This window comes from Clostridium brassicae, from assembly GCF_026738875.1.
Classification (GTDB): domain Bacteria; phylum Bacillota; class Clostridia; order Clostridiales; family Clostridiaceae; genus Clostridium_H; species Clostridium_H brassicae.
The window spans coordinates 125,480-147,448 of sequence record NZ_JAPQFJ010000012.1 but is presented as its reverse complement, the minus strand read 5'-3'; the positions used below and the strand labels follow the sequence as shown (position 1 = coordinate 147,448).

Sequence of the window (21,969 nt, the reverse complement as noted above, 5' to 3'; positions counted from 1 at the left end):
TTTTGTCTCTTTAATTAATTGTTTAATAAGTTCTTTTCTTGAAAAAGACATAATCTGTGCACCCTCCATTTTTATAAGAATATTATATCAATTCTTATGGAGTTTACACAGATTATTTTACACTCTCGAATGGGGGAAGGAGGTTTTGATAGCAACTTGAATAAAAGTCATAACTACAGTTTTATTTAATAATCTCCTCTTCCCATTCTGTCTATTTGTGTATTTACATTTACTATTATATTAGCTTCAGAAACTACTTTATCCCAGTCTGTTCCTTTGTGCCTTCCAGTCTTTGCAGCACCTACAATGCCTAGTGAAAGACAATCGATTTTATATTCTTTTTGCATTTTATTAATAAAATTATAGCACATGGTTGTTACTTCTTTATTTATATCATCTTTAAATTTTTGCATTAATACAGGATTATTGGCAAGATTTTTGTATAAAGTGTTGCTTGTTATATCTCCTTTAAGCAATAAATCAATATAAAATGTATATTTATCACCTTCTTTTTTACATGTAATATGTCTTTTAGTTGTGGCATAAAAATCTATATATTCTTTAAAACTTGTTTTTATAGAAATTATTCCTTTTACATCATTTTCTTTTAACATATTTAATACTTTTGCTTCATCTATACCAACTTTTTTTACCATTTTACCTTTTTTAAATATTGCAACACCAGTAATTTCAGGCTTTTGATTTTTTATTTCCACATAAGGAAGCACTAGAGTTCTTCCCTCTGCATCCATTCTTACATATATGTCCATTAATTTATAATTGTCTGAAAAAAAATTGAATTCCCTATTATTTTTTATAACATCGTATAGATAATCTCCTGGATTAGGATAACCTTTCATATTTAATTTTAGAATATCTTCTGATTTTCCTTTGCACACAGCAGAGAGAGCTGTGTCATTTATGTTGGGGTTAGAAAATAATATATTGATTATATTTTCTAATCCAAAATCAGCTATTTCTTCCGAAAATATAAGTAGTTTTTCAAGTCCTAGCATAAATTTAAGGTCTAATTTAAGTTGACGATTTTGTCTTGTTTGTCCTATAGTTTTTCCAATACCTGTTTCAATTGTAGTAGGAGTTGGTTTTTTTCCTGAAAAATTATATACAGCAATAGAAATACTATATTCAGGTGCACCTCCATTTTTATATACAATATCATGTCCAACAGCAGAAGGAATTGTAAGTTGTTCAGCAGGAACAAAGGTTTTACCTTTAATATAGAAAATATATAGTACTATACATACAATAAAACCAACAAAAAATTTTTTATTACTCATCTAAATCACCTTAGTTTATAGTCGCCTTTCTTTTAGAAAAAGTCTTGTTTTTTATATAAATTATAATGGATATTATAGAGATAAACACAATGTTATATAAGGTAAAAAACATAGATATAGCATCTAGGGCATTTTTGTAAGAATCTAAACTCATTAACCATAAGGAACTTAATGTACATAGAAAGTATAAAAACATTAAAATAAATGTTCTATTTATATTTGTTATGTCATTCATTATTAAAGATGCAGTAAAAGAGTGACCAGAAATAACAATAAATACTGCAAAAGTCCAAACAAACATAAATATATATCGGAAGTTATTAACTATAGGTATATTTATACTCTCAAAAACTAAAATAAAGGACCAAAAGCTTTTAGGAATTATATCTATACCCAAATAATATATTGTTACAAAAATCGTCCATACCCACATTAAACCACTGATTAATAAAGCAGTGAAACTTGATTTTTTTACATTGGTAGTATCTTTAGCAAAAGGATGTATTAAAAGTAGATTTTCAAAGCCTAAATAATAGTAGCAGGTAAGAAAACTTGAATGAATTATATTTTTTATACCTGATCCAAATATAGGCTGTATATTAAGTAATTTTCCGTATTTTAGAGCGGCTATTGAAAAAATCATTATTGACACTAATAAATATAAATTTATTTGAGCTAATGTTGCTAAAGACTCAAGGCCTCTATAAGCAGCATAAATACTTATAGCTAGTAATACTATGACTACTTTTACAGGAGTTAAAAAAGCTACAAAATATATTCTTGAAATTTTTATCAAATCAGTAGATATAGTGATTATAAAGATAATCCATTGTAGACCATAAATGGAATTTAAAATATTTCCTAAAGTTTTACCAAAACATTTTCTACTTAGGCTTAAAATATTGTCATCAGGATATTTTCTTATTATATAGTTAGCTATAATTATAATGTAAAGAGGATAAGTTAAACCTATAATAGAAGAAATCCAAGCGTCTTGTTCAGCAAATTTAATTAGTGAATTAGGAGAACGTAAAAGCCCAGGACCAACAGCAAATCCTATAAGGAGTCCAATTATTTGTGAAGAGGTTAAATACTTTTTATCTCTATTATTCATGTACTTTTATTTTTCCTCCATATTTTTTTCCTGAAATCTGTTTGTCGCTTAGGATTATTGTTTGGTATTGACTTAGGATTTTGATTCATCATCCATAAAGGTACTCTTATAAATATGTCTTTTAAATCGCCACCATAAAATGCAAAGTAGGATACTCCAAAGCTTTTCATAGAAGACAAAATGATTAATATAAAAAACAAACCAACACTTATACCAAAAAAACCCATAGCATTTGCAAGAAATAGCATAGGAAATCTTAAGAATCTGATACTTAAAGACATTTCATAATTAGGAATTAGAAAAGTAGCTATAACAGAAACGCCTACCACAAGAAGAGTAGTTGGGCTTACAATTTTTGATTCTATGGCAGTGTTCCCTATAATTATACCTCCTACTATACTTAATGTTCCTGTGATTTTAGGAGGTAATCTTAATCCACCCTCTCTTAAAAATTCTACTATTATTTCCATAGAGAGTACTTCAAGAAAAGGGGGAAGAGCTACTCCCTTTCTAAATTCAATTACAGGAGTTATAAAATTAATAGGAATAAGCTCTACATTATAACTTATAAGTGTTAAATAAGTGGGGGATAGAGTTATTACTAAAAGTACTGATAAAATTCTTAAAATTCTAGAAAATGATGATACCAATGTTCTTTCGTTATAATCTTCTACAGCTTGAAAAAAATCAAAAAATAAAGCTGGGACTGTTAAAACGTAAGGAGTTCCATTTAATAAAATAGCAATTTTCCCTTCCATAATGTTAGTTTTTATTCTATCAGGTCTCTCACTACCAAAAACTTGAGGAAAAGGAGAAAAAGGATGATCCTCTATGTATTGTTCAAGCATTCCTGTATCGATTATAGAATCTATATCTATAATTTCAATTCTTCTTCTTAATTCATCTAGAATATTTTTATCAACTATATCATCAATGTATATTAAAGCTAAATCTGTTTGAGATCGTCTGCCTACTTTATAATTTTCTATAGATAAATTCTTGTCTTTTATTTTTCTACGAAGAATACTTATATTAGTTTGAAGGTTTTCAACAAATCCCTCTCTAGAACCTCTTATTGCAGACTCGTTTATTGGGTCTGAGATGCTTCTTTGAGCCCATCCTGCGGTATCAGCTATTATAAAATCTTCTAGTGTATCAATAAAAATTATAGTTTTACCCAATTTCAATGAGTCTACAGCACAATTAAGATCGTTTTTAGTTATAGTGTTACACATAGGAATATATTTTCTGCATATGTATTCACCGTCAGTTATAGTAGGAAAGTCTTCATTTATTTTAAGCATAAGAGGTGCGAGTATATCTTTATCAATTAAACCTTTATCACTTAAATTGTCTATATATATGACACATGCAAGTAAAGGATTCACTTTCCCTATATAAAATTTTTTTATTACTAAGGGCATTTTATAGCCTGCCTTAGAAAAAATAAAATTTATATTCTCTTCTATATTAGTTTTAACCAAACTATCATTACTCAAAATACATCACCTGAACTTATTATTTCTTCAATATGAAAATATATACAGCTTTATTGTGAATTTAAGGTGAATTTAATGAATAATTAAGGTTATATTGTTATAATATTTATGAATGAAAGGAAGAATATAGTTAAGCATGATTTTTACTATGAAAAGGAGCCTTAAATATGCCAACTATAAATATGCTTTCTTCAGCTGATAGAGTTAAAGGTCATGGAGTTTTATCAGCTTACATAGAACAAGTTGACCTTGTTAAACATGGTTTAGCAGGTTATTATGATGTAATGATTAATAAGACTAGGTTAAGTGATATAATGCATTACCATACTATAGATTTAAAATTTTTTTTAAGTATGCCTTTTGCTAAATTAAAAGGAACAACCGTTGCTTATGTACACTTTATTCCGGAAACTATAGAAGATAGCTTAAAACTTCCATGGGTTTTTAGAAAAATTTTTTATAGATATATTATAAGTTTTTATAAACATATGGATTACTTAGTTGTTGTAAATCCTTATTTTAAAGCAATTCTTCAGAAAAGGTATAAAATAAGTGAAAGTAAAATATATTATATACCAAATTTTGTATCAGAAAACAATTTTTATAGATATACACAAGAGAAAAAAAAGACAATTAGAAATAAGATGAATATACAAGAAAATAAATTTGTAGTTTTAGGTGTGGGTCAAGTACAGAATAGAAAGGGTGTACTTGATTTTATAGAGGTTGCAAAAAAATTTCCTAATATACAATTTTTGTGGGCTGGAGGATTTTCTTTTGGTCCAATAACTGATGGATATAATAAACTAAAAAAAATTGTTGATAATCCACCAAGTAACGTAAGATTTTTGGGGATTATTGAAAGAAAAAAAATGAATGATGTTTATAATGTAGCAGATATGCTATTTTTACCGTCTTATCAAGAATTATTTCCTATGGCAGTATTAGAAGCTATAGCGGTTTCTTTGCCTATTTTATTGAGGGATTGTGACTTGTACCAAGATATATTATTTAATTACTACTTAAAGGGAAGGAACGTTAAAGATTTTGAAAATATAATTGATAGACTAAAGGATAAGGGACAATTTTATAGAGAAAGTTGTTATAAATCTCAAGAATGTCATAAATTTTATTCAAAAGAACATGTTTTAAAAATGTGGAAAAAATTCTATGATGAAATAACAAGAAAAAGGGAGGATATTAATAAAAATAACAAAAGAAATATTAAATAGAGGGGTTTTAAATGAAAAATAAAATTTTTAATATAGGAGTAATAATATTATCAACTGTAATGCTTTTATATTTTGCAGTATTTTCAAAAGGAGTTAATAATTTAAAATACCAACTGAAAAATTTAAATCATTTTTGGATTTTATTATCTATTTTAGCTATGATTACATATTGGATAATTGAAAGTTTTGTATTAAACACCTTTACAAAATTTTTAGGATTCAATCAGAAAATGAAAGATTCTTTTAAAATAAGTATGGTAGGACAGTTTTTTAATTCTGTTACTCCTTTTGCTTCAGGAGGACAGCCTGCTCAACTTTATTTTATGACAAAGAAGGATATAAATGGGGGAAGTGCTACTTCTATATTAATGATGAAGCTAATTGTATATCAATCAGTATTAACTATCTATTCTTTAATATCTATTATATTAAAATATAGATTTTTTAAAAAGAATTTGTCTAATTTTTTCTCTATATCTATTATAGGGTTTTTGATAAATACGTTAATTATACTATTTTTGCTTCTTGCCTCCACAAAAAGAGAGTTGGCAGAAAAGATTTTAAAAGGAATTCTAAAATTTTTACATAAAATACATTTAGTTAAAAATGTAGATAAAACTTTAAAAAAATTAGATGAGGAAATTTATAGTTTTCATAATAATGCAGTAGAGATGAGTAAGAATATAAGCCTTCTTATAAAATGTACAGTTTTAACTTTTGTTCAGCTAACTGTTTACTTTATAATACCTTATTTTATATATAGAGGGTTTAATTTTAATTCTGCAAGTTTATGGAATATGGTATCTGCTGAAACTTTTTTAAATATGATAGTATCTGTTATACCGCTACCAGGCGCAGCAGGAGGTTCAGAAGGTGGATTTTACCTTTTATTTAGTTTGTTTTTTACTAAAGAAACTATAATGGCAGCATTGCTCTTATGGAGAATAATAACTTATTATTCATGTATAGCAGTAGGAAGCTTGTTTACAGTAACAAGAAGTAGAAAATTAGTAACTAATCAATAAGAAGTTAATTAAAAGTGCCAAGTAAAGTAGAATTTTCTACCTTACTTGGCAGCTTTCATTTTTAAGGTTAGATAACATAAATAAATATGTTCTATAAGTTTGTGTTGATTAAGTAAAAGTGTTGAAAAACAATCGTTATTTTTATTATGAATGACAGATAATTAGATTATTTTATAAAGTTTTTCATATTCTATATTACAAGAACCAGTTTGAGCTTCATCTGCACAATATATTCTTTCACCATAAAAATATTCATCATTTTTCTTATAAATAGCTTTAAAGGCTTTATCATCTTCTATTATTGCAACTTTTGTATATTCATCTTTATTTATCAAAGTTTGAGAAGAATCTAGTATACTACTATCATTAATTAATTCTAATTTGGCATTTCCCTCTTGGATACTTTTAATTATTTCATCAACATTTTTCATTATTCATTCCTCCTTAACAATATGAATAATAATTATTTTAAAACAATTATTGTTTTTTAAAACATTATAGCATATATAAAACATAATGTCATTAAGATTAAAAAAATTCAGATAATTAATTGAATGTGATTTTTATAATATGGATAAAAAAGTTTAATAAGTAGAAAATAAGTATGTATTTGTATTAATGAAATTAAGAGAGGTGAGGCATTATGAAAGAGAAGTTTATAAAAAATTTACAAGAAAATAAGATAATAGAAGAAACTTTTATGATTATGAAAAAACTAAAAACAAGTGAAGATGAATTAATAGCTTTTATTGGTGATAGAAGTGGAGATATAAAAAGTATCATTAGTTATGATAATAATATTTTAAATGTAGGAGATGTAATTAAAGTAACAGCTATAATTGAAAATGGAATTATGAGAGTTGAGACCTTTCAAAAAATTGAAGAATACAATATACAAGATTTTCTTCCAACTATAGATAAAGACATAGATGAAATTATGAACGAAATAAAAGATTTATCGGATTTAGAATTTAAAAGTATTGAAGCTAGGACATTAGATGAGTATTTTTTTGGTAATGAGAAATTTATAAATAGATTTAAAAAAGGCATAGGAGGACTTAGACAACATCATAATTATATAGGCGGACTTGCAGAACATACATTAAATGTTATGTATCTTGCTAGAACTTTAGCTTATAGATACGATTCTAGATATAAAGAAATTGCTATATTGGGTGCAAAGCTTCATGATATAGGCAAAATTGAAGAGTATTATACTGATGGACCTTTTGATGTAACAATAAGAGGAGATATGGAAGGGCATATAGTTATTGGAGTTACCATGTTAGAAGAAGCATTTAATGCAAAAAAAGATATATATAGTGAAGATTTTAAAAGTAGAATAAAAGGATGTATGGTTCAACATCATGGAAAAGTTGAATATGGGTCACCTAAAGGGGCAAATATGGAGGAATCATTTATTGTGAATTTTGCAGATAGTATAGATGCAGTAATGAATAAAATAAGCCAGATAAAAGAAGGCACAGAGGTTAATACTTGGTCTCAGTACGACAGAAGAATTGGAACAAAGTTGTTTTTATAATGGAACTCTTAAAATAGAGTCTATATTTATTTTAAGTATGAATTATGAGGCAACTTAAAGGCATATTATTAATATAATTAAATATTTATATGGAGGAATAAAATGAAGAAATCATTAAAAACATTGCTCATAGTTTTAGGGATACTAATTTTAATAGCTTTTCCTATAATAGGTGGCTACAATAAAATGGTGACTTTAGAGCAAACCGTAAAAAGGTCAGAATCAAATATAGATACGCAACTTCAAAGGAGAAACGACCTTATTCCTAATTTGGTAAGTACAGTAAAAGGCTATGCATCTCAAGAAAAAGAAATATTTACAGAAATAGCAAATGCTAGAACAAAATTAAATGGGGCTGGTAGTGTAAAAGAAAAAGCAAATGCTGATAATGAGTTGACTTCAGCTTTATCTAGATTATTAGTAATTGTAGAGAGATATCCAGATTTAAAATCTAGTACTAACTTTAAAGATTTAACCGTAGCTTTAGAAGGAACAGAAAATAGGATAAATTTAGCCAGACAGGATTATAACAAGACAGTGGACAATTACAATACTACTATAAAAAGATTTCCTAATTCAATAGTAGCAAGTATATTTAGATTTGAGAGTAAAGAGTATTATAAAGCAGCAGAAGGGGCAAAAGATGTTCCGAAAGTAGATTTTACAAGATAAATAATTTGAAAATATAAAAAAATTTAAAAGGGGGCTCATAAGTGAAAAAAATTTTAGATAGATATAGGAGCTCTTTGTTTTTTTTAGTTTTAATTTTTGTATGTTTAGTTCCTTTCCAAGAAGTAAAGGCACAGTCTAAATTTCCACAGCCTACTAATTTTAAATATGTAAATGATTATGTTGGAATTCTAGACGATATAAGTAAACAATATATAATTTCGGTAGGAAAAGAATTGGAAGATAAAACAGGAGCTCAAGCAGTAGTTGTGATAATAAATTCTCTTAAAGAAGAGGAGATAAGAAATTATGGGGCAGGACTTTTTAGAAGCTGGGGAATAGGACAGAAGGGTAAAGATAATGGCTTGCTGATTTTGCTTTCTATGAAAGAAAAACGTTGGTCTGTCGAAGTAGGAAGAGGACTTGAAGGAGCGCTACCAGATGTATTAACAAATAGAGTTATGGAAGAAGTAGCTATTCCGGAGTTTAAAAAGAATGATTTTTCAAAAGGAATAAAAAATGCTTATTCTGTTTTTAGCGATTATATAGGCAAAGAATATGGAGTATCACTTGAAAAAAGTGAAAAAATAAATTTTAATTATGAAAAGGAAACATCTAAGAGAGGAAATTCAATACCTTTGTATATAGTAGTGGGGCTTATTTTTATAGATATAATTTTTAATAAAGCAAGAGTTATAAGATTTATTTTGGAATTGTTATTTTGGAACTCTTTCTTTGGAGGAGGACCAGGCGGAAGAGGTGGAGGTCCTTGGGGTGGAGGAGGTTCTTCAGGTGGTGGCTTTGGCGGTTTTGGAGGTGGAGACACTGGAGGAGGAGGTTCTTCCGGAGGATGGTAAAGAAAAATGTTGCGACGCAACATTATAGTAGTGATTAGTGAACAGAGAATAGTGAATAGTAAAGGAGGATTTTCATCCTAGTGTCGTGTCAGAAAATCTTTAAACTAAGTAAAAAAAGAAGAGCATAATGAAAAATTAATTTTTCATTATGCTCTTTGTCGTTAGTCTAAATAAAAGAGCTGATAAGCTTTTAAGAGCGGTAGCTGATGGAAACATTACTAAATTTTAGATTAAGCATTTTTATTTATAGTATATTCTGAACATAATAAAATAAATGTTAAGCCGTAGGCTGTAATAAGCTTTAATATTAAAGTAATATTATTGATATTGAGAATATAGATAGATTTGTGTACTTTAAAATACTATTTATATCAGTACAGTATTATATATTATAAACCTTTTAATTTTAAATACTGATGGTTTGTTTTAAAATACTTTCTATTTAGTTTTAAGATTTTCTGACATAAGGAAGAAAATCATCCTTTAGTCTTCCTATCCCTCCCCAGTATACATTTTAAACTGTATTATTCATGAAAAATCAAGGCATAGAAAAACCTATTTCTATGCCGTTACTCATTACGTCGCAATATTATTTAATAGTGTACTCTAACTAGCCAAAATTTTATCTTTTTATCACTCCACCCAAGGTCCCAAGGGACTCTGTATCTATCTGTGTTATGGCAATTAACTAAGGAATAACCTTTAGAATCTGCTCCAGTAACCACAGAGACATGAACTACTTTACCTTTTTTTTCATAAGCTACAAAATCTCCAGGAAGAAGTTTATATGAAGCTTTATATACTTTGTCATAGTTTCCATAAGCTATTAAAGAAGCTCTTCCACTACCAATCATATAGTCTTTAAATGCATTAGCATTTAACCAAGCCCTACTTCCACCTTTACTATCAAAATTCCAGGAAGAAGTTTTCTTGAATTTTCCACCTTCATGTAAAATTTGAGATGCAAAATTTGCACAGTCTCCACCTAAAGGATTATAATCTCCATATTTCCTATTATATTTGAACCCGTTTTCTTCATCAGCAGCAATGCCACAATATTTATCTGCATATGATAAAGCAGAATTTCTCCGTTCATTTAATGTTGAAAAGTCCCTAGAACTTTGTGTAATGATATGATTTTTTATATCACTAGCTTTTATGTTTTCTAAGTTTAGAGAATCAGCAAAGGGATCTGTGTACCATTCTTTTGAAATAATCCATATTCCATTTTTTTTAATAAGATTTAGTGAATGAGCAGTACCTATTCTAAACATATTTATATTATCAGAATTATTTTCATATACATATTTATATTCTGTAGAACAAATAAGGTTTACTGAACAGTGCTCATCACTTCCTTTTATTTTACGAACTAGTACCATTGGTGCTATATCTATAAATTTCACACCTTGTTTTTCAGACCAATTGTATAGGTATTTCATTTTCTTTAATTCGTGTTCATAAGCCCAATTGCCATATTTACTATTTTTATCATATATGTAATCAATAGCTTCTAAATCTTTCGTAAGGATAGCTTTATTTCTTATGTTAAATAATTGTTTTACTTCTTCTTCTACTTGTGTTTTATCACATGTCTCTTGTATTGAAAAAGAAGTAGTTGGAGAGGCAAAGAAAAACCAAATTATCAGGGAAATTAAGACCATAGCAGACAAAATAATATAAATTAATTTTGATTTTTTCATTACAATAAATATATTTATCACCTTATTTTTATAATTACTATATAGCAATTATATGTATGAGAAAGTTAATATATTATTTTTTTATGTAACAATTAGAAAATATAAAGTAATAGGCTTATAGGACAGTGTTTTCATTAATATGAGTAAGTGTAAATTTATAATAAAATCATGATGAAAAATAGTGTACTGTATATCGATTATTCTCAACAAAATTAAAACATATGCATATAGTAAAGTAGTAGTAAAACAGTATAAGAAGTAATAAAAAGAGTGGAAAATAAAAAGAAAAAGGGGGAAGTGTTTTGATTATACATGTAGTAAAGCCTGGAGAAAGTCTTTATTCTATAGGAAGGATGTATGGAGTTTCTCCTGAAAAAATAGCTAGAGATAATGAAATTTTATATCCTAACCAATTGGTAATAGGACAAAGCATTGTAATAATGGAAGGTGAAAGAAGACATGTTGTGGTTGCAGGAGAATCTATTTATAGTATAGCTAGAAAATATGGAATAACTACAGAGAGATTATTAGATTCAAATCCACAAATAATAAATCCTAGAAACATTTATATAGGGCAAGTTATATCTATTCCAGAAAGAACTAGAAAGTATGGAACTATAGAAGTGAATGGATATGCTTTTCCTAACATAAATATGAATACACTTAGAAAAACGTTGCCGTATTTAACTTACCTTAGTATATTTAGTTACGAGGTTTTACCAGATGGAAGTTTAAGAAGCATAAACGATACTCCTCTTATAGAGGCTGCTAAAGAGTTTAGAGTTGCTCCGTTAATGGTAATTACAAATATACAAGAGGGAAAAGGATTTAATAGTGATATTGCCAAATCTGTTCTTACCAATGAAACAGCTCAGCAAAATTTAATAGATAATATTGTTAGAACTTTGAGAGAAAAAAATTATTATGGGTTAGATATAGATTTTGAATATATTTATCCAGAAAATAGAGAGGCTTACAATGATTTTTTAAGAAAAATAGTAAATACTCTTAAACCTTTAGGGTATATAGTTACAACTGCATTAGCACCAAAGACGTCTGGAGATCAAAAAGGTTTGTTATATGAAGCACATGATTATCCTGCGCATGGGGTAATAGTTGATCATGTGATTTTAATGACTTATGAATGGGGATATACCTATAGCGAACCACAGCCTGTAGCACCTTTAAATCAGGTTGAGAGAGTAATACAGTATGCTACTACAGTTATACCTAGACAAAAAATACTTATGAGTATACCTAATTATGGATATGATTGGACTTTGCCGTATGTAAAAGGTACAGCAGCAGATTCAGTATCAAATACAGAAGCTGTAGACCTTGCAAGAAGAGAGGGCGCTATAATACAGTATGATTGGAAAGCACAGTCACCTTTCTTTAGATATTATGATGATAAAGGAAAAGAACACATTGTGTGGTTTGAAGATGCAAGAAGCGTAAAAGCTAAATTAGAACTTATAAATAAATACAAACTAGGAGGAGTAAGTTATTGGACAATAATGAAGTATTTCCCTCAAGCTTGGCTTGTTCAAAAGTCTTTATATGATACTAAAAAAGTAATTTAACTAAGTTTTAATGAATTTTATAATTTTTATTTTAATCGGGGTCAAGTTACAATTTTTCTTTACTAATATCTTGTACCAAATAGTAAATTGTCCCCTGCTTTCTAATTATATTAAGGATTAAAGTTTATCTCTATATGCTTATTAAATAAAAATGACGGATTATTACCTACTTTTACTTGTTAAAAATCACTGTATTTATCTATATTATTTACGATAATAAATTAAGGAGAGTTAATAAAATGAATTAATAAAAAATAAAGTAGGTGTTTTTATGAGATTTGTTCCTGCAAATTGTTTAAGAGAAGGAATGAAATTAGGCAGAAATGTATATTCTAATGATAATGTAGTGTTATTAGCTAAAGATGTTATATTAACTGAGAAATATATTAAAGATATACATAAGCTTGTAATAAATGGTGTATATATTGAAGATGCTTTATCTGAGAATATAAGAATAGAAAATATTATATCAGAAGGCCTTAGAATAAATGCAGTTAAATCTATAAAGAAAATATATAATAATCCTAAAAATATAGGAAAAACATTAGATTCTGTAGAACATATTGCTAAAAATATGATGCATGAAATATTAAACAGTAAGAGTATAATGATAAACATGATTGATATAAAAACATATGATGATTATATGTATAGCCACTCAGTAAATGTAGGGGTTCTATGTGCTGTAATGGGGATAGGTCTAAATTTAGAAGAAACAAAGATTCAAAAATTAATAACATCAGCTCTTCTTCATGACATAGGGAAAGTTTTTATACCTAAAGAAGTTATAGACAAGAAAGAAAATTTAACAAATGAAGAGAAAAAAATTATTCAGTCTCATTCGGAGAAGGGGTATAGATATATAAAACAGCATTACAATGTTCCTATAACTTCTTATGTAGGTATTTTACAACACCATGAACGATATGATGGAAAAGGGTATCCAGATGGTAAAAAAGCAGAGGCAATTTCTATATTTGGAAGAATTATTAGAATTTGTGATGCTTATGACAATCTTATAACAGAAACTCCAACTAAAAAGGCATATCTTCCATCAGATGCTATAGAGTATATTATGGCTTATAATGGAACTATTTTTGATCCAAAGCTAGTAAAAATATTTTTGAAAAAAGTTGCACCATATCCTCTTGGAACAATAGTTATACTGAGCAATGGAAAAAAAGGTATAGTTGTAAAAAATAATGAGGAGTGTTCTACTAGGCCAATAATAAAACTAATACCTGATGAAGACGAAGAAAATAAAGGGCAAAATAAACATAGAAATCTTCATAATACAAAAGAATATAAACAAAATAAGCAAAATAAGCAATCTAAAAATCTAAAAGGTAAAGAATCCAAAGATTTAGAACCAGATGAAAACAAGGGGGTTTATGATTTACTACAGGATTGGAATTATAGAAATGTAACTATTGTGGGAGTAGAGCAATAAGAAAATTCAGTTTATGATATAAAGCTTTAATAAATTGTGTATAAAATTTATTTTGACATATTATTAAAAGTAAAATATAAGTATAATTACTAAAACAAAGCTTTGATTGATGTAAGATGTTATTTAAGCAACTACATTAATCAAAGCTTTTAGAGAGTAAGGGATATGTCTATTAGTACTAGTTAATTAATTGTTTTCTTTCAATAGACCTTTTCTATAGGCTATAAGAAGCATTTCTAAATCTTTAACTTGCTTTTTAATTTCTTGACCTATATCAGTATCTTCCACACGTTTTCTTGAAACTACGTGTTCAAGTATAACAGTCGATGATAAAATGTCTTTTTCCTCTTCTATAGCTTTTCTTATGGATTCAAAAGGTTCATGAGAAGTAAGAAGAAGTCCATAAGAATTATATATTAAAGTATATCCAGCTATACCCGTTTCAGGTTGGTAGGCTTTGCAGAAGCCACCATCTATAACAAGAAGTCTACCGTTTGCTTTAATAGGACTTTCACCCTCTTTTGTTTTAACAGGGATATGTCCGTTTATTATGTGTGAAGTATCTGGATTTAAATTAAATTCTCTTAATATGTTTTTAAAAATAGTTTCATTATCCCTATATTTGTAATAATGATTTCTAGTTTCCTTATGAGTTAAATTATCATCTATAAAATATCTTTCGAAAGTAGTCATTTTTAACTTACCGAATTCAGGAGAATTAGGACCACACCATAGATACCACATCATGTCTAGAGCAAAACGTTTCTTTTTAGGATTATCCTTATAAAAATAAGCTTCTCTAGCAATAGAGTCAAATCTATCTAATAATTCTTTACCTTTATATTTTTTATTTCCAATAGCCAATTCCTTAAAGCTTCCATCTTCGTTAAGTGGTATGCAGCTGTGATAAAGTAAATTTGAGTTATAAATAAGGTACATATTTCCCTTACTATACATAAAACGAATATGTCTTTGAAGCTTTTCACTTTTTAAAAAAGAGCGCTTTAGTTTTGCAACAAGATCTTCTTCTTGAGGAGTAAGTTTATAAGGATTTTTAGGATCAATAGTTGGAAAGTTCTTATCGTTTAATGTATAAGTTTTTCCATAGACCTCTACAATACCCTTTTCGTAATCTATCTTTTCTAAAAGAAGTCTATCGTCCATTCCAAATTCAGCATGTTTTTTTATGATTTGTCCTTCTAATTTAAATTGAATAACCGCTATAGCTTTATGCATTTTTGCAAGAAGAGCAGAATCTCTAGCACTTATTTTTTTATAAATATTCCTAGGAGTAAAACTTTTACAAGGATCATTTTCATAAAATTCCATAGCAAAAGTAGCTAATGGAAGAAGATTTATTCCATAACCATCTTCAATTGTATTTAAATTTGCATATCTTAAAGAAATTCTTAGCACATTACACATACATGCTTCAGAACCTGCTGCGGCTCCCATCCATAGAATATCATGATTTCCCCATTGTATATCAACAGAATGATGTTTTATAAGTTCTTCCATTATTATTTCAGCACCAGGGCCTCTATCATAAATGTCTCCTATAATATGGAGTCTATCTACAACAAGTTTTTGAATAACATTTGAAATAGCTATTATAAATTCTGGAGCTCTGTCTAAATCGATAATTGCATTAATTATTCCTTGATAATATTCATGCTTATTGTTTATACCTTCTTGCTCATGTAGAAGTTCTTCTATAATGTATGCAAAATCAGAAGGAAGAGTTTTTCTAACTTTTGATCGAGTATATTTTGAAGAAACCATCCTACATAACTCAATTAACCTATAAAGAGTTATTTTGTACCAATCGGCTAAATCCTCTTCTGTAGCTTTTATAAGATCTAGTTTTTCAGCAGGATAATAAACTAAAGTTGCTAAGTTACATTTTTCACTTTCTCTTAAGGAATTCCCGAATATGTCATCAATTTTTCGTTTTATAACACCAGAAGCATTTTTCAGCATATGAGTAAAAGATTCATATTCTCCATGAATATCACTAATAAAATGTTCTGTACTCTTTGGTAAATTTAAGATAGCTTGTAGATTGATTATTTCCGTACTTGCAGATGCAATGCTAGGGTACTGTTTCCCTAGTAATTCAAGATAACGTAAATCCTTCTTTATTATTTCTATATCATTTTCGTCACAGAAGGTCATGGATTATCCTCCTTTAATATTATGGGATATTTTTCATATTTTGAAATTATTTAAACCATAGCTATTTTTATTGAAAATTTATTGTTTAATTATGATAATGTAATGATTTAATTGTTTATTTACATTTTTATTGTTAAATTAAGTAATTAATTATTTTTACTAAACATCATAGTATTGTTTTATATATTAATAAATATGAAATTCAATATATAACAAGAATATTATATCATAAATTTATGCATGTATTAATACATTATACAATATATTTCTAGAAAAAGTATATAACATAATTCAATATAATGTAACACATATACAGATAAGATTACAGTTTTAGTTTAACTTGTTATTTTGGAGTTAGGTTATAATTTAAGTTTACTAGGTATTATAAAGACTATGATTTAACCTCGCTCTAGTCTATGTCTTAGTATAATAAATAATTATATTATAATCAATTAAAATAAATTGATTATATATGTTATAAAACATAAAAAATGATTTAGACTACAGTATTAGGGGGATAACTGTAGTCTAAATCATTTCTGAGGTTAAATGTTGAGATAAAACATCCCAATATTTAAAACATAAAACTTAAAAATATGAAATATAATGTAATTTAAAAGTGTAAACGAAATTTAAAATTTCTAAAGTCTAGTTGTATATTTTAGTACTCTATTAATTTCAAACTAAGAGTTTTGTCTTTACCATCTCGCACTATTGATAGTTCTACAGTATCGTTAATGTTATGTTTCTGTTTAAGAGCATTCATCTCTTTGGTAGTTGATACTTTTTTACCATCAAATTTAGTTATAACATCACCAGGTTTTAAACCAGCTTTTTCGGCAGGGCTGAATTCCTCAATTTCTTGTACATATATCCCTACAGGGATTTTATAACGATTAGAGAGACTAGTATCAATATCTTTTGCCATAATTCCAATTTTCAAAAGTGGTTTTATTAAATTCTTTATATTAGGCTTAACATTGTTAATAGGAATAGCGAATCCAATACCTTCAACTTGGCTACCACCAATTTTAGCACTATTAATACCTATAACTTGACCATAAGTGTTTACTAAAGCACCACCGCTATTACCAGGATTTATAGCAGCATCGGTTTGAATATATTTATGCTTTGTACCTTCAATAGCAATTTCTCTATTTACAGCACTAATAACTCCAGTTGTTACAGTACCTAAAAATTCTTTTCCAAGAGGATTACCTATAGCAATGGCAGGTTCTCCAATTTGAATACTGTCAGAGTCACCAAACTCTGCAACTCCAGGAACTTTAACATTTTCAGTTATTTTTATAACAGCAACATCCATGTTAGAATCATAATTAATTAGTTTTGCAGGGATTTCTTTTCCGCCATTTCCTGTATTGAAAATTACATTTATCTGTCTTGCACCTGCAACAACATGATAATTTGTAAGAATATATCCTTCATCATTAAAAATTATTCCAGAGCCCATACCTTCTTGTTGTTCAGGAAAACCAAACATGTCTGATGATTTTATGCTTTTAGTAGATACACCAACTACTGCAGGTCCTACTTTTTTAACTATATTAGCTACAGAAAGAGGAGCTGAACTAGATGATAATTTACTTGCGTTTTGCTCACTAGTACTTTTTTGCTGTATACTCTGTTGTTCAGCTGTTTTATTGTAATATTTTATAGTGGCGGCAGCAGATAAAAAACCACCAAGCGATGCACAAATTAAACCAATAAGAACATAAGATAAAACTCTTTTGCCAGTTCCATTTTTATTATAGCTTTTTTTGTATGTTGGATTGGTTGGAGTTATAGATTCATTGTTTAATGGTTCTACATCTATAATTTCATTTTCTGAAAAACTATTGTCATTGTTTTTATTGTGTTTGTTAAATAAACCCATATATATACCTCCTAATAAAATTGATATTCTGCCAGTTTTATAAAGTATAGTTTGCCTAATAGCATGTATAATTATAATGTGCAGTATTTGTAATTAATAAAATATATGTTTTAAAGTTTAAGTACTATTACATGATAGGCTTTTTTTGTGACAGTTTTATGACAGAGTTATGAAAAAATTGTAACATTATTTTTTAGGGGTTAGATAATGAAGTTTGTGAATTGACCCCAAAAAACTTTAAATATATTATTTCTATCAGAGTAGTCTGGATTAGTTACTCTTTCTATAAAAGTATTTAGGTCAAAAAAACCATTTATATATACTCTATTTAAGCGAAAGAGATTATTAGATTTATTTGACCATTTTCCTGTAGTAGTAAAAGCCATTAAATAGCCAGCTTCTTCAGCAGCCTTTATAGTACTTTTATTAAATTTACCGTAAGGATAAGCTAAATAACGAACTTTTTTATTTAATTTTTTTTCAAGAAAATTTTTAGAGTTTTTAAGGGTTTTAACTTGATTTCTATAAGAAAGTTTAGGCAAATTTTCATGAGCAACTGTATGACTCTGGATATCTAAACAAGTACTATCTAATTCTTTCAATTGACTAGAAGTTAAAAAGGGCTTTTCATTATCAATAGTACCTGTTATAACAAAAATAGTCCCTTTAAATCTATATTTCTTTAATATAGGGTATAAATTAGTATAGTTATCAACGTAACCATCATCAAAAGTTAAAACTACACACTTTTTAGGAATGGCTTTTCCTTTAGAAAAATAGTCATAAAGCTCATCTAAAGATAGGGTATAATAACCATTATCTTTTAAATATTTCATTTGCTCATCTAGTTTCTTTGGTGAAACCATTAATGGATTATCTTTTTTTAATCTTATAGAGTGATACATAAGAACAGGGATATTATCACTTGTATCTATACCATTATTATTAAAGGTAGTAGTACTGTTATTAGTAGTATTATTTAAAGATTTATCATTAGAAAGTCCACTTTGAACAGTCTTACTATAGCCTTTAGTAGTTTTGGAAATACTATTGGAAGATTCTTTTTTTAAAGAGTAAGACTTATTATTAGTAGAACATGCTATTAAAAAAAGAAAACTGCTTAAAATTAAACATAAGATACCAAACTTTTTTATCATAATAAGTTCATCCTTTCATTAGTATGGAATAGTAACTGAAACTTTGTTACTACTATTAAGTAATAATAAGTAATAAATAAAGGTGTAAACAATATTTTGAGATTTAATATAGATTTATAATTTTTATCTAATAGTTAGGGTTGTTTACCCTTTTTATAAAGGTATCCATATCGGAAAAGCCACTTATATATACTCTATTTAATGTAAAAATACCATTAGATTTATCTGACCATTTTCCATCAGTAGTAAATGCCATTGAATAACCAGCTTCTTTAGCAGCTTTTATGGTGTTTTTAGTATATTTTCCATAAGGATAAGCCAAGTAACTTACCTTTTTATTTAATTGCTTTTCAAGAAAATCTTTAGAAGTTTTTAAGGTTTTAACTTGTTTATCATAAGGTATTTCTGATAATTTTTCATGAGCAAAGGTATGACTTTGTATGTCTAAGCAGTTTTTATCAAGCTCTTTTAATTGAGCTGAAGTTAAAAAATCCTTCTCTTTATCAATAGCTCCTGTTATGACAAAAATAGTTCCTTTAAATTTATACTTTTTTAAAATAGGATATAATTTAGTGTAATTATCAAGATAACCATCATCAAAAGTCAAAACAATAGACTTTTCAGGAATAGGTTTTCCTTTAGAAAAATAATCATAAGTTTCATCCATGGATAAAGTATAGAATCCATTATCCTTTAAATATTTCATCTGTTCGTCAAATTTGTCAGCAGGAATTCTAACAGGATTATCTTTTTCAAACCCTATGGAATGGTACATAAGAACAGGAATGCTTCCCTTTATTTTTGTAAAAGAAGTTTTATTCTTATTAGAATTATCTTGTTTATTATTAGTGATTAAACTAGATGAATCTTTAGAAACTTCATCTGAGATAGATTTGTTATTTTTTAAATCAGTTTTAGAAATTCCTTCTTTTAAAGAAGAAGGTTTGCTATTAGTTCCAAGAGAACATGAGGTTAATAAAAGAAAACTACTTAATATTAGACATAAACTACTTATTTTTTTTATCATATAGTTCATCCTTTCATATAACAAGTACTTAAGTTACAAAATTTAATACAATATGTTGCAACATGGGGAATGCAAAGAAATATTTTCTTTACAAACACAAAATTAAATTATAAAATAAAAATAATGTTAAGATAAGGTTTTATTTAGATAAAATGTTTAAATATGATTATAATTCATAATTTATAATATATTTATATTTTGAAACGTGCAATTTAACTCATGTTTAGTGTACAACGTATAATCATTTAATTAAAGAGCAAATATGTATAATTTGTTTAATTAATTTATTGTACTACTTTAAAGCATTTACTAAAGCCATAATTATATAAACGTTTCAATGATTAATTTTATAAAACGAACATAAAAATAGTTATTAATTTATTTCCTATATAATATTATCATATTTAGTAAAAAAATCACGTAAAATCAAAATATGTTATGTATGTAGTGATAAAAAGTATAAATTAGAATTTTTAGCAAGTTTTATTTTATCCGATGTATGACCATTCTAATACTTCCATCGCACTCTGTGAAAGCGATTCGCACCAAATCCAAGATTTGGACTCTTTGCTTTTCTTTAAAGTGGAAGTATTAGAATGGCACGACTCTGGATAATGTTTTCTTCTAAAGAATAACGACTTCTAAGAAGTAAAACTCCTAAGAATTCTGTTAATACGCTTCAGATAGAGTTTAAAACTCTATCTGAAGCCAAGAAATCTATTTATAAAGTGAATGAAGTTAAACAAGGAGGAATTAAAAGAGTGAATAAGATAGCTTTGATAACAGATACAGCTTGTGATTTAACAGATGATCAGATAAGAAAATATAATATAAAGGTGTTACCTTTTAGAATAATTTTTGATGGAAAAGAATATAAAGATAAAATAGATATCTCACCAGAAGAAGTATATGATAGGCTTAAAGATGAAACTCCAAGTTCCTCTTTACCATCAATGAAGGATATGGAGGAAGTGTTTACCGAACTAGAAGAAGAAGGTTACACTCATGCCATTGCTGTAACACTATCTTCAGGATTATCAGGAATTTCTAATGCATTAAAATTAGTTAGTGAAAACCATGAAAAGATAACTACTTATGTATGTGATTCTAAGTCCATATCTTTAGGTGAAGGACTTCTAGTAGAAGAATGTGCAAAAATGATAGAACAGGGTAAAAGTTTTGAGGAAATAGTAAATAGGCTACCTTCTTTAATAAAAAGAACTAATGTCTTTTTTATAGTAAAAACCCTTGAATATTTAAAAAGAGGTGGAAGAATAGGAAAAGTAGCAGGAACAATAGGAGAAATACTTAACATAAAGCCTATAATTAGTATAGGAGAAGATGGAAAATATTTTACTTATGAAAAGGTTAGAGGAAGTAAGCAAGCTATAAGCAAGCTTATAAATATAGTAAAGGAAAAAATAGCAGAAGGAAAATATAGTATATATATGATGCATGGTAATGGATACAAAGAAGCGAAAGAGATTTTTGAACAAATATCCAATCTTGAAAATGTAATATCATCGTTTTTAGGAGGACAAATAAGTCCTGTTGCAGGAATGCATAGCGGACCAGGACTTGTAGGAGTTGCTGTTTATAAGAGAGATTAATATATTTAGGCTTAAAAAGCTACAGTTATAATTTAATAATAGTTGTTTAAACTAAAGGAAGTTATTTAGGTTTTTAAGAACTAAGTTCATATGTATAGATAAAGGCTATCTTAAAAATCAATTTTAGATACAC

At 27.5% G+C, this 21,969-nt stretch carries 17 protein-coding genes; 8 read left to right on the top strand and 9 right to left on the bottom strand.

Annotated features, from left to right (window positions below; genetic code table 11):
- Positions 1-185: 185 nt before the first annotated feature.
- The 3 genes from OW729_RS12335 to OW729_RS12325 are packed head-to-tail and all read right to left on the bottom strand — an operon-like array spanning position 186 to position 3,911.
- Positions 186-1,298, bottom strand: a complete 1,113-nt coding sequence (locus tag OW729_RS12335; protein ID WP_268061824.1) for a Ger(x)C family spore germination protein — start codon at positions 1,296-1,298, stop codon at positions 186-188.
- A gap of 10 nt (positions 1,299-1,308) precedes the next feature.
- Positions 1,309-2,412, bottom strand: coding sequence for a GerAB/ArcD/ProY family transporter (locus OW729_RS12330; protein ID WP_268061823.1), 1,104 nt, complete (start codon positions 2,410-2,412; stop codon positions 1,309-1,311).
- Entirely contained in the window at positions 2,409-3,911 is a 1,503-nt protein-coding gene (locus tag OW729_RS12325) for a spore germination protein (protein ID WP_407647675.1), read from the bottom strand. The genes OW729_RS12330 and OW729_RS12325 overlap by 4 nt, the downstream gene beginning before the upstream one ends.
- Before the next feature lie 167 nt (positions 3,912-4,078).
- Between OW729_RS12325 and OW729_RS12320 the strand changes: the two genes are divergently transcribed.
- Positions 4,079-5,143, top strand: a complete 1,065-nt coding sequence (locus OW729_RS12320; RefSeq protein ID WP_268061822.1) for a glycosyltransferase family 4 protein — start codon at positions 4,079-4,081, stop codon at positions 5,141-5,143.
- Between the two features lie 11 nt (positions 5,144-5,154).
- Positions 5,155-6,168 (top strand): lysylphosphatidylglycerol synthase transmembrane domain-containing protein, encoded by a 1,014-nt coding sequence (locus OW729_RS12315; protein WP_268061821.1) that lies wholly within the window; start codon positions 5,155-5,157, stop codon positions 6,166-6,168.
- A gap of 161 nt (positions 6,169-6,329) precedes the next feature.
- Here the strand turns inward: OW729_RS12315 and OW729_RS12310 are convergent, their stop codons facing one another.
- Positions 6,330-6,599 carry a hypothetical protein gene (locus OW729_RS12310; RefSeq protein ID WP_268061820.1) on the bottom strand — a complete coding sequence of 90 codons (270 nt, stop codon included), beginning with the start codon at positions 6,597-6,599 and terminating at the stop codon, positions 6,330-6,332.
- A 212-nt stretch (positions 6,600-6,811) separates the two neighbouring features.
- Here OW729_RS12310 and OW729_RS12305 point away from each other — a divergent pair, with 212 nt between their 5' ends.
- The 3 genes from OW729_RS12305 (at position 6,812) to OW729_RS12295 (ending at position 9,237) form a co-directional block, all read left to right on the top strand.
- Positions 6,812-7,711 (top strand): HD domain-containing protein, encoded by a 900-nt coding sequence (locus tag OW729_RS12305; protein WP_268061819.1) that lies wholly within the window; start codon positions 6,812-6,814, stop codon positions 7,709-7,711.
- A 102-nt stretch (positions 7,712-7,813) separates the two neighbouring features.
- Entirely contained in the window at positions 7,814-8,383 is a 570-nt protein-coding gene (locus tag OW729_RS12300; RefSeq protein ID WP_268061818.1) for a LemA family protein, read from the top strand.
- 41 nt (positions 8,384-8,424) lie between these two features.
- Positions 8,425-9,237 (top strand): TPM domain-containing protein, encoded by an 813-nt coding sequence (locus OW729_RS12295; RefSeq protein ID WP_268061817.1) that lies wholly within the window; start codon positions 8,425-8,427, stop codon positions 9,235-9,237.
- Positions 9,238-9,830: 593 nt separating this feature from the next.
- Here the strand turns inward: OW729_RS12295 and OW729_RS12290 are convergent.
- Positions 9,831-10,940 carry an amidase domain-containing protein gene (locus tag OW729_RS12290; protein WP_268061816.1) on the bottom strand — a complete coding sequence of 370 codons (1,110 nt, stop codon included), beginning with the start codon at positions 10,938-10,940 and terminating at the stop codon, positions 9,831-9,833.
- A 302-nt stretch (positions 10,941-11,242) separates the two neighbouring features.
- Here OW729_RS12290 and OW729_RS12285 point away from each other — a divergent pair, with 302 nt between their 5' ends.
- Both OW729_RS12285 and OW729_RS12280 read left to right on the top strand, forming a co-directional pair.
- Complete coding sequence (locus OW729_RS12285) at positions 11,243-12,523, top strand: glycosyl hydrolase family 18 protein (RefSeq protein WP_268061815.1); 1,281 nt, start codon at positions 11,243-11,245, stop codon at positions 12,521-12,523.
- A gap of 271 nt (positions 12,524-12,794) precedes the next feature.
- Entirely contained in the window at positions 12,795-13,973 is a 1,179-nt protein-coding gene (locus OW729_RS12280; protein ID WP_268061814.1) for an HD-GYP domain-containing protein, read from the top strand.
- Between the two features lie 186 nt (positions 13,974-14,159).
- On the opposite strand, the gene OW729_RS12275 is transcribed toward OW729_RS12280, so the two are convergent.
- From OW729_RS12275 to OW729_RS12260, 4 genes are all read right to left on the bottom strand, one after another.
- Positions 14,160-16,148 carry a fructose-1,6-bisphosphatase gene (locus OW729_RS12275; RefSeq protein WP_268061813.1) on the bottom strand — a complete coding sequence of 663 codons (1,989 nt, stop codon included), beginning with the start codon at positions 16,146-16,148 and terminating at the stop codon, positions 14,160-14,162.
- 661 nt (positions 16,149-16,809) lie between these two features.
- Complete coding sequence (locus OW729_RS12270) at positions 16,810-18,042, bottom strand: S1C family serine protease (protein WP_268061812.1); 1,233 nt, start codon at positions 18,040-18,042, stop codon at positions 16,810-16,812.
- A 200-nt stretch (positions 18,043-18,242) separates the two neighbouring features.
- The gene (locus tag OW729_RS12265; RefSeq protein WP_268061811.1) at positions 18,243-19,199 is read right to left on the bottom strand and encodes a polysaccharide deacetylase family protein; all 957 of its coding nucleotides are present in this window, start codon (positions 19,197-19,199) and stop codon (positions 18,243-18,245) included.
- A gap of 127 nt (positions 19,200-19,326) precedes the next feature.
- Positions 19,327-20,226, bottom strand: coding sequence for a polysaccharide deacetylase family protein (locus OW729_RS12260; protein WP_268061810.1), 900 nt, complete (start codon positions 20,224-20,226; stop codon positions 19,327-19,329).
- Between the two features lie 761 nt (positions 20,227-20,987).
- Between OW729_RS12260 and OW729_RS12255 the strand changes: the two genes are divergently transcribed.
- Positions 20,988-21,836 (top strand): DegV family protein, encoded by an 849-nt coding sequence (locus tag OW729_RS12255; RefSeq protein WP_268061809.1) that lies wholly within the window; start codon positions 20,988-20,990, stop codon positions 21,834-21,836.
- Positions 21,837-21,969 lie beyond the last annotated feature (133 nt).

Coding starts and splice junctions, on each gene's coding strand:
- OW729_RS12335 (WP_268061824.1), bottom strand. CDS start 1,298: ATGAGTAATAAAAAATTTTTTGTTGGTTTTATTGTATGTATAGTACTA.
- OW729_RS12330 (WP_268061823.1), bottom strand. CDS start 2,412: ATGAATAATAGAGATAAAAAGTATTTAACCTCTTCACAAATAATTGGA.
- OW729_RS12320 (WP_268061822.1), top strand. CDS start 4,079: ATGCCAACTATAAATATGCTTTCTTCAGCTGATAGAGTTAAAGGTCAT.
- OW729_RS12315 (WP_268061821.1), top strand. CDS start 5,155: ATGAAAAATAAAATTTTTAATATAGGAGTAATAATATTATCAACTGTA.
- OW729_RS12310 (WP_268061820.1), bottom strand. CDS start 6,599: ATGAAAAATGTTGATGAAATAATTAAAAGTATCCAAGAGGGAAATGCC.
- OW729_RS12305 (WP_268061819.1), top strand. CDS start 6,812: ATGAAAGAGAAGTTTATAAAAAATTTACAAGAAAATAAGATAATAGAA.
- OW729_RS12300 (WP_268061818.1), top strand. CDS start 7,814: ATGAAGAAATCATTAAAAACATTGCTCATAGTTTTAGGGATACTAATT.
- OW729_RS12290 (WP_268061816.1), bottom strand. CDS start 10,940: ATGAAAAAATCAAAATTAATTTATATTATTTTGTCTGCTATGGTCTTA.
- OW729_RS12280 (WP_268061814.1), top strand. CDS start 12,795: ATGAGATTTGTTCCTGCAAATTGTTTAAGAGAAGGAATGAAATTAGGC.
- OW729_RS12275 (WP_268061813.1), bottom strand. CDS start 16,148: ATGACCTTCTGTGACGAAAATGATATAGAAATAATAAAGAAGGATTTA.
- OW729_RS12270 (WP_268061812.1), bottom strand. CDS start 18,042: ATGGGTTTATTTAACAAACACAATAAAAACAATGACAATAGTTTTTCA.
- OW729_RS12265 (WP_268061811.1), bottom strand. CDS start 19,199: ATGATAAAAAAGTTTGGTATCTTATGTTTAATTTTAAGCAGTTTTCTT.
- OW729_RS12260 (WP_268061810.1), bottom strand. CDS start 20,226: ATGATAAAAAAAATAAGTAGTTTATGTCTAATATTAAGTAGTTTTCTT.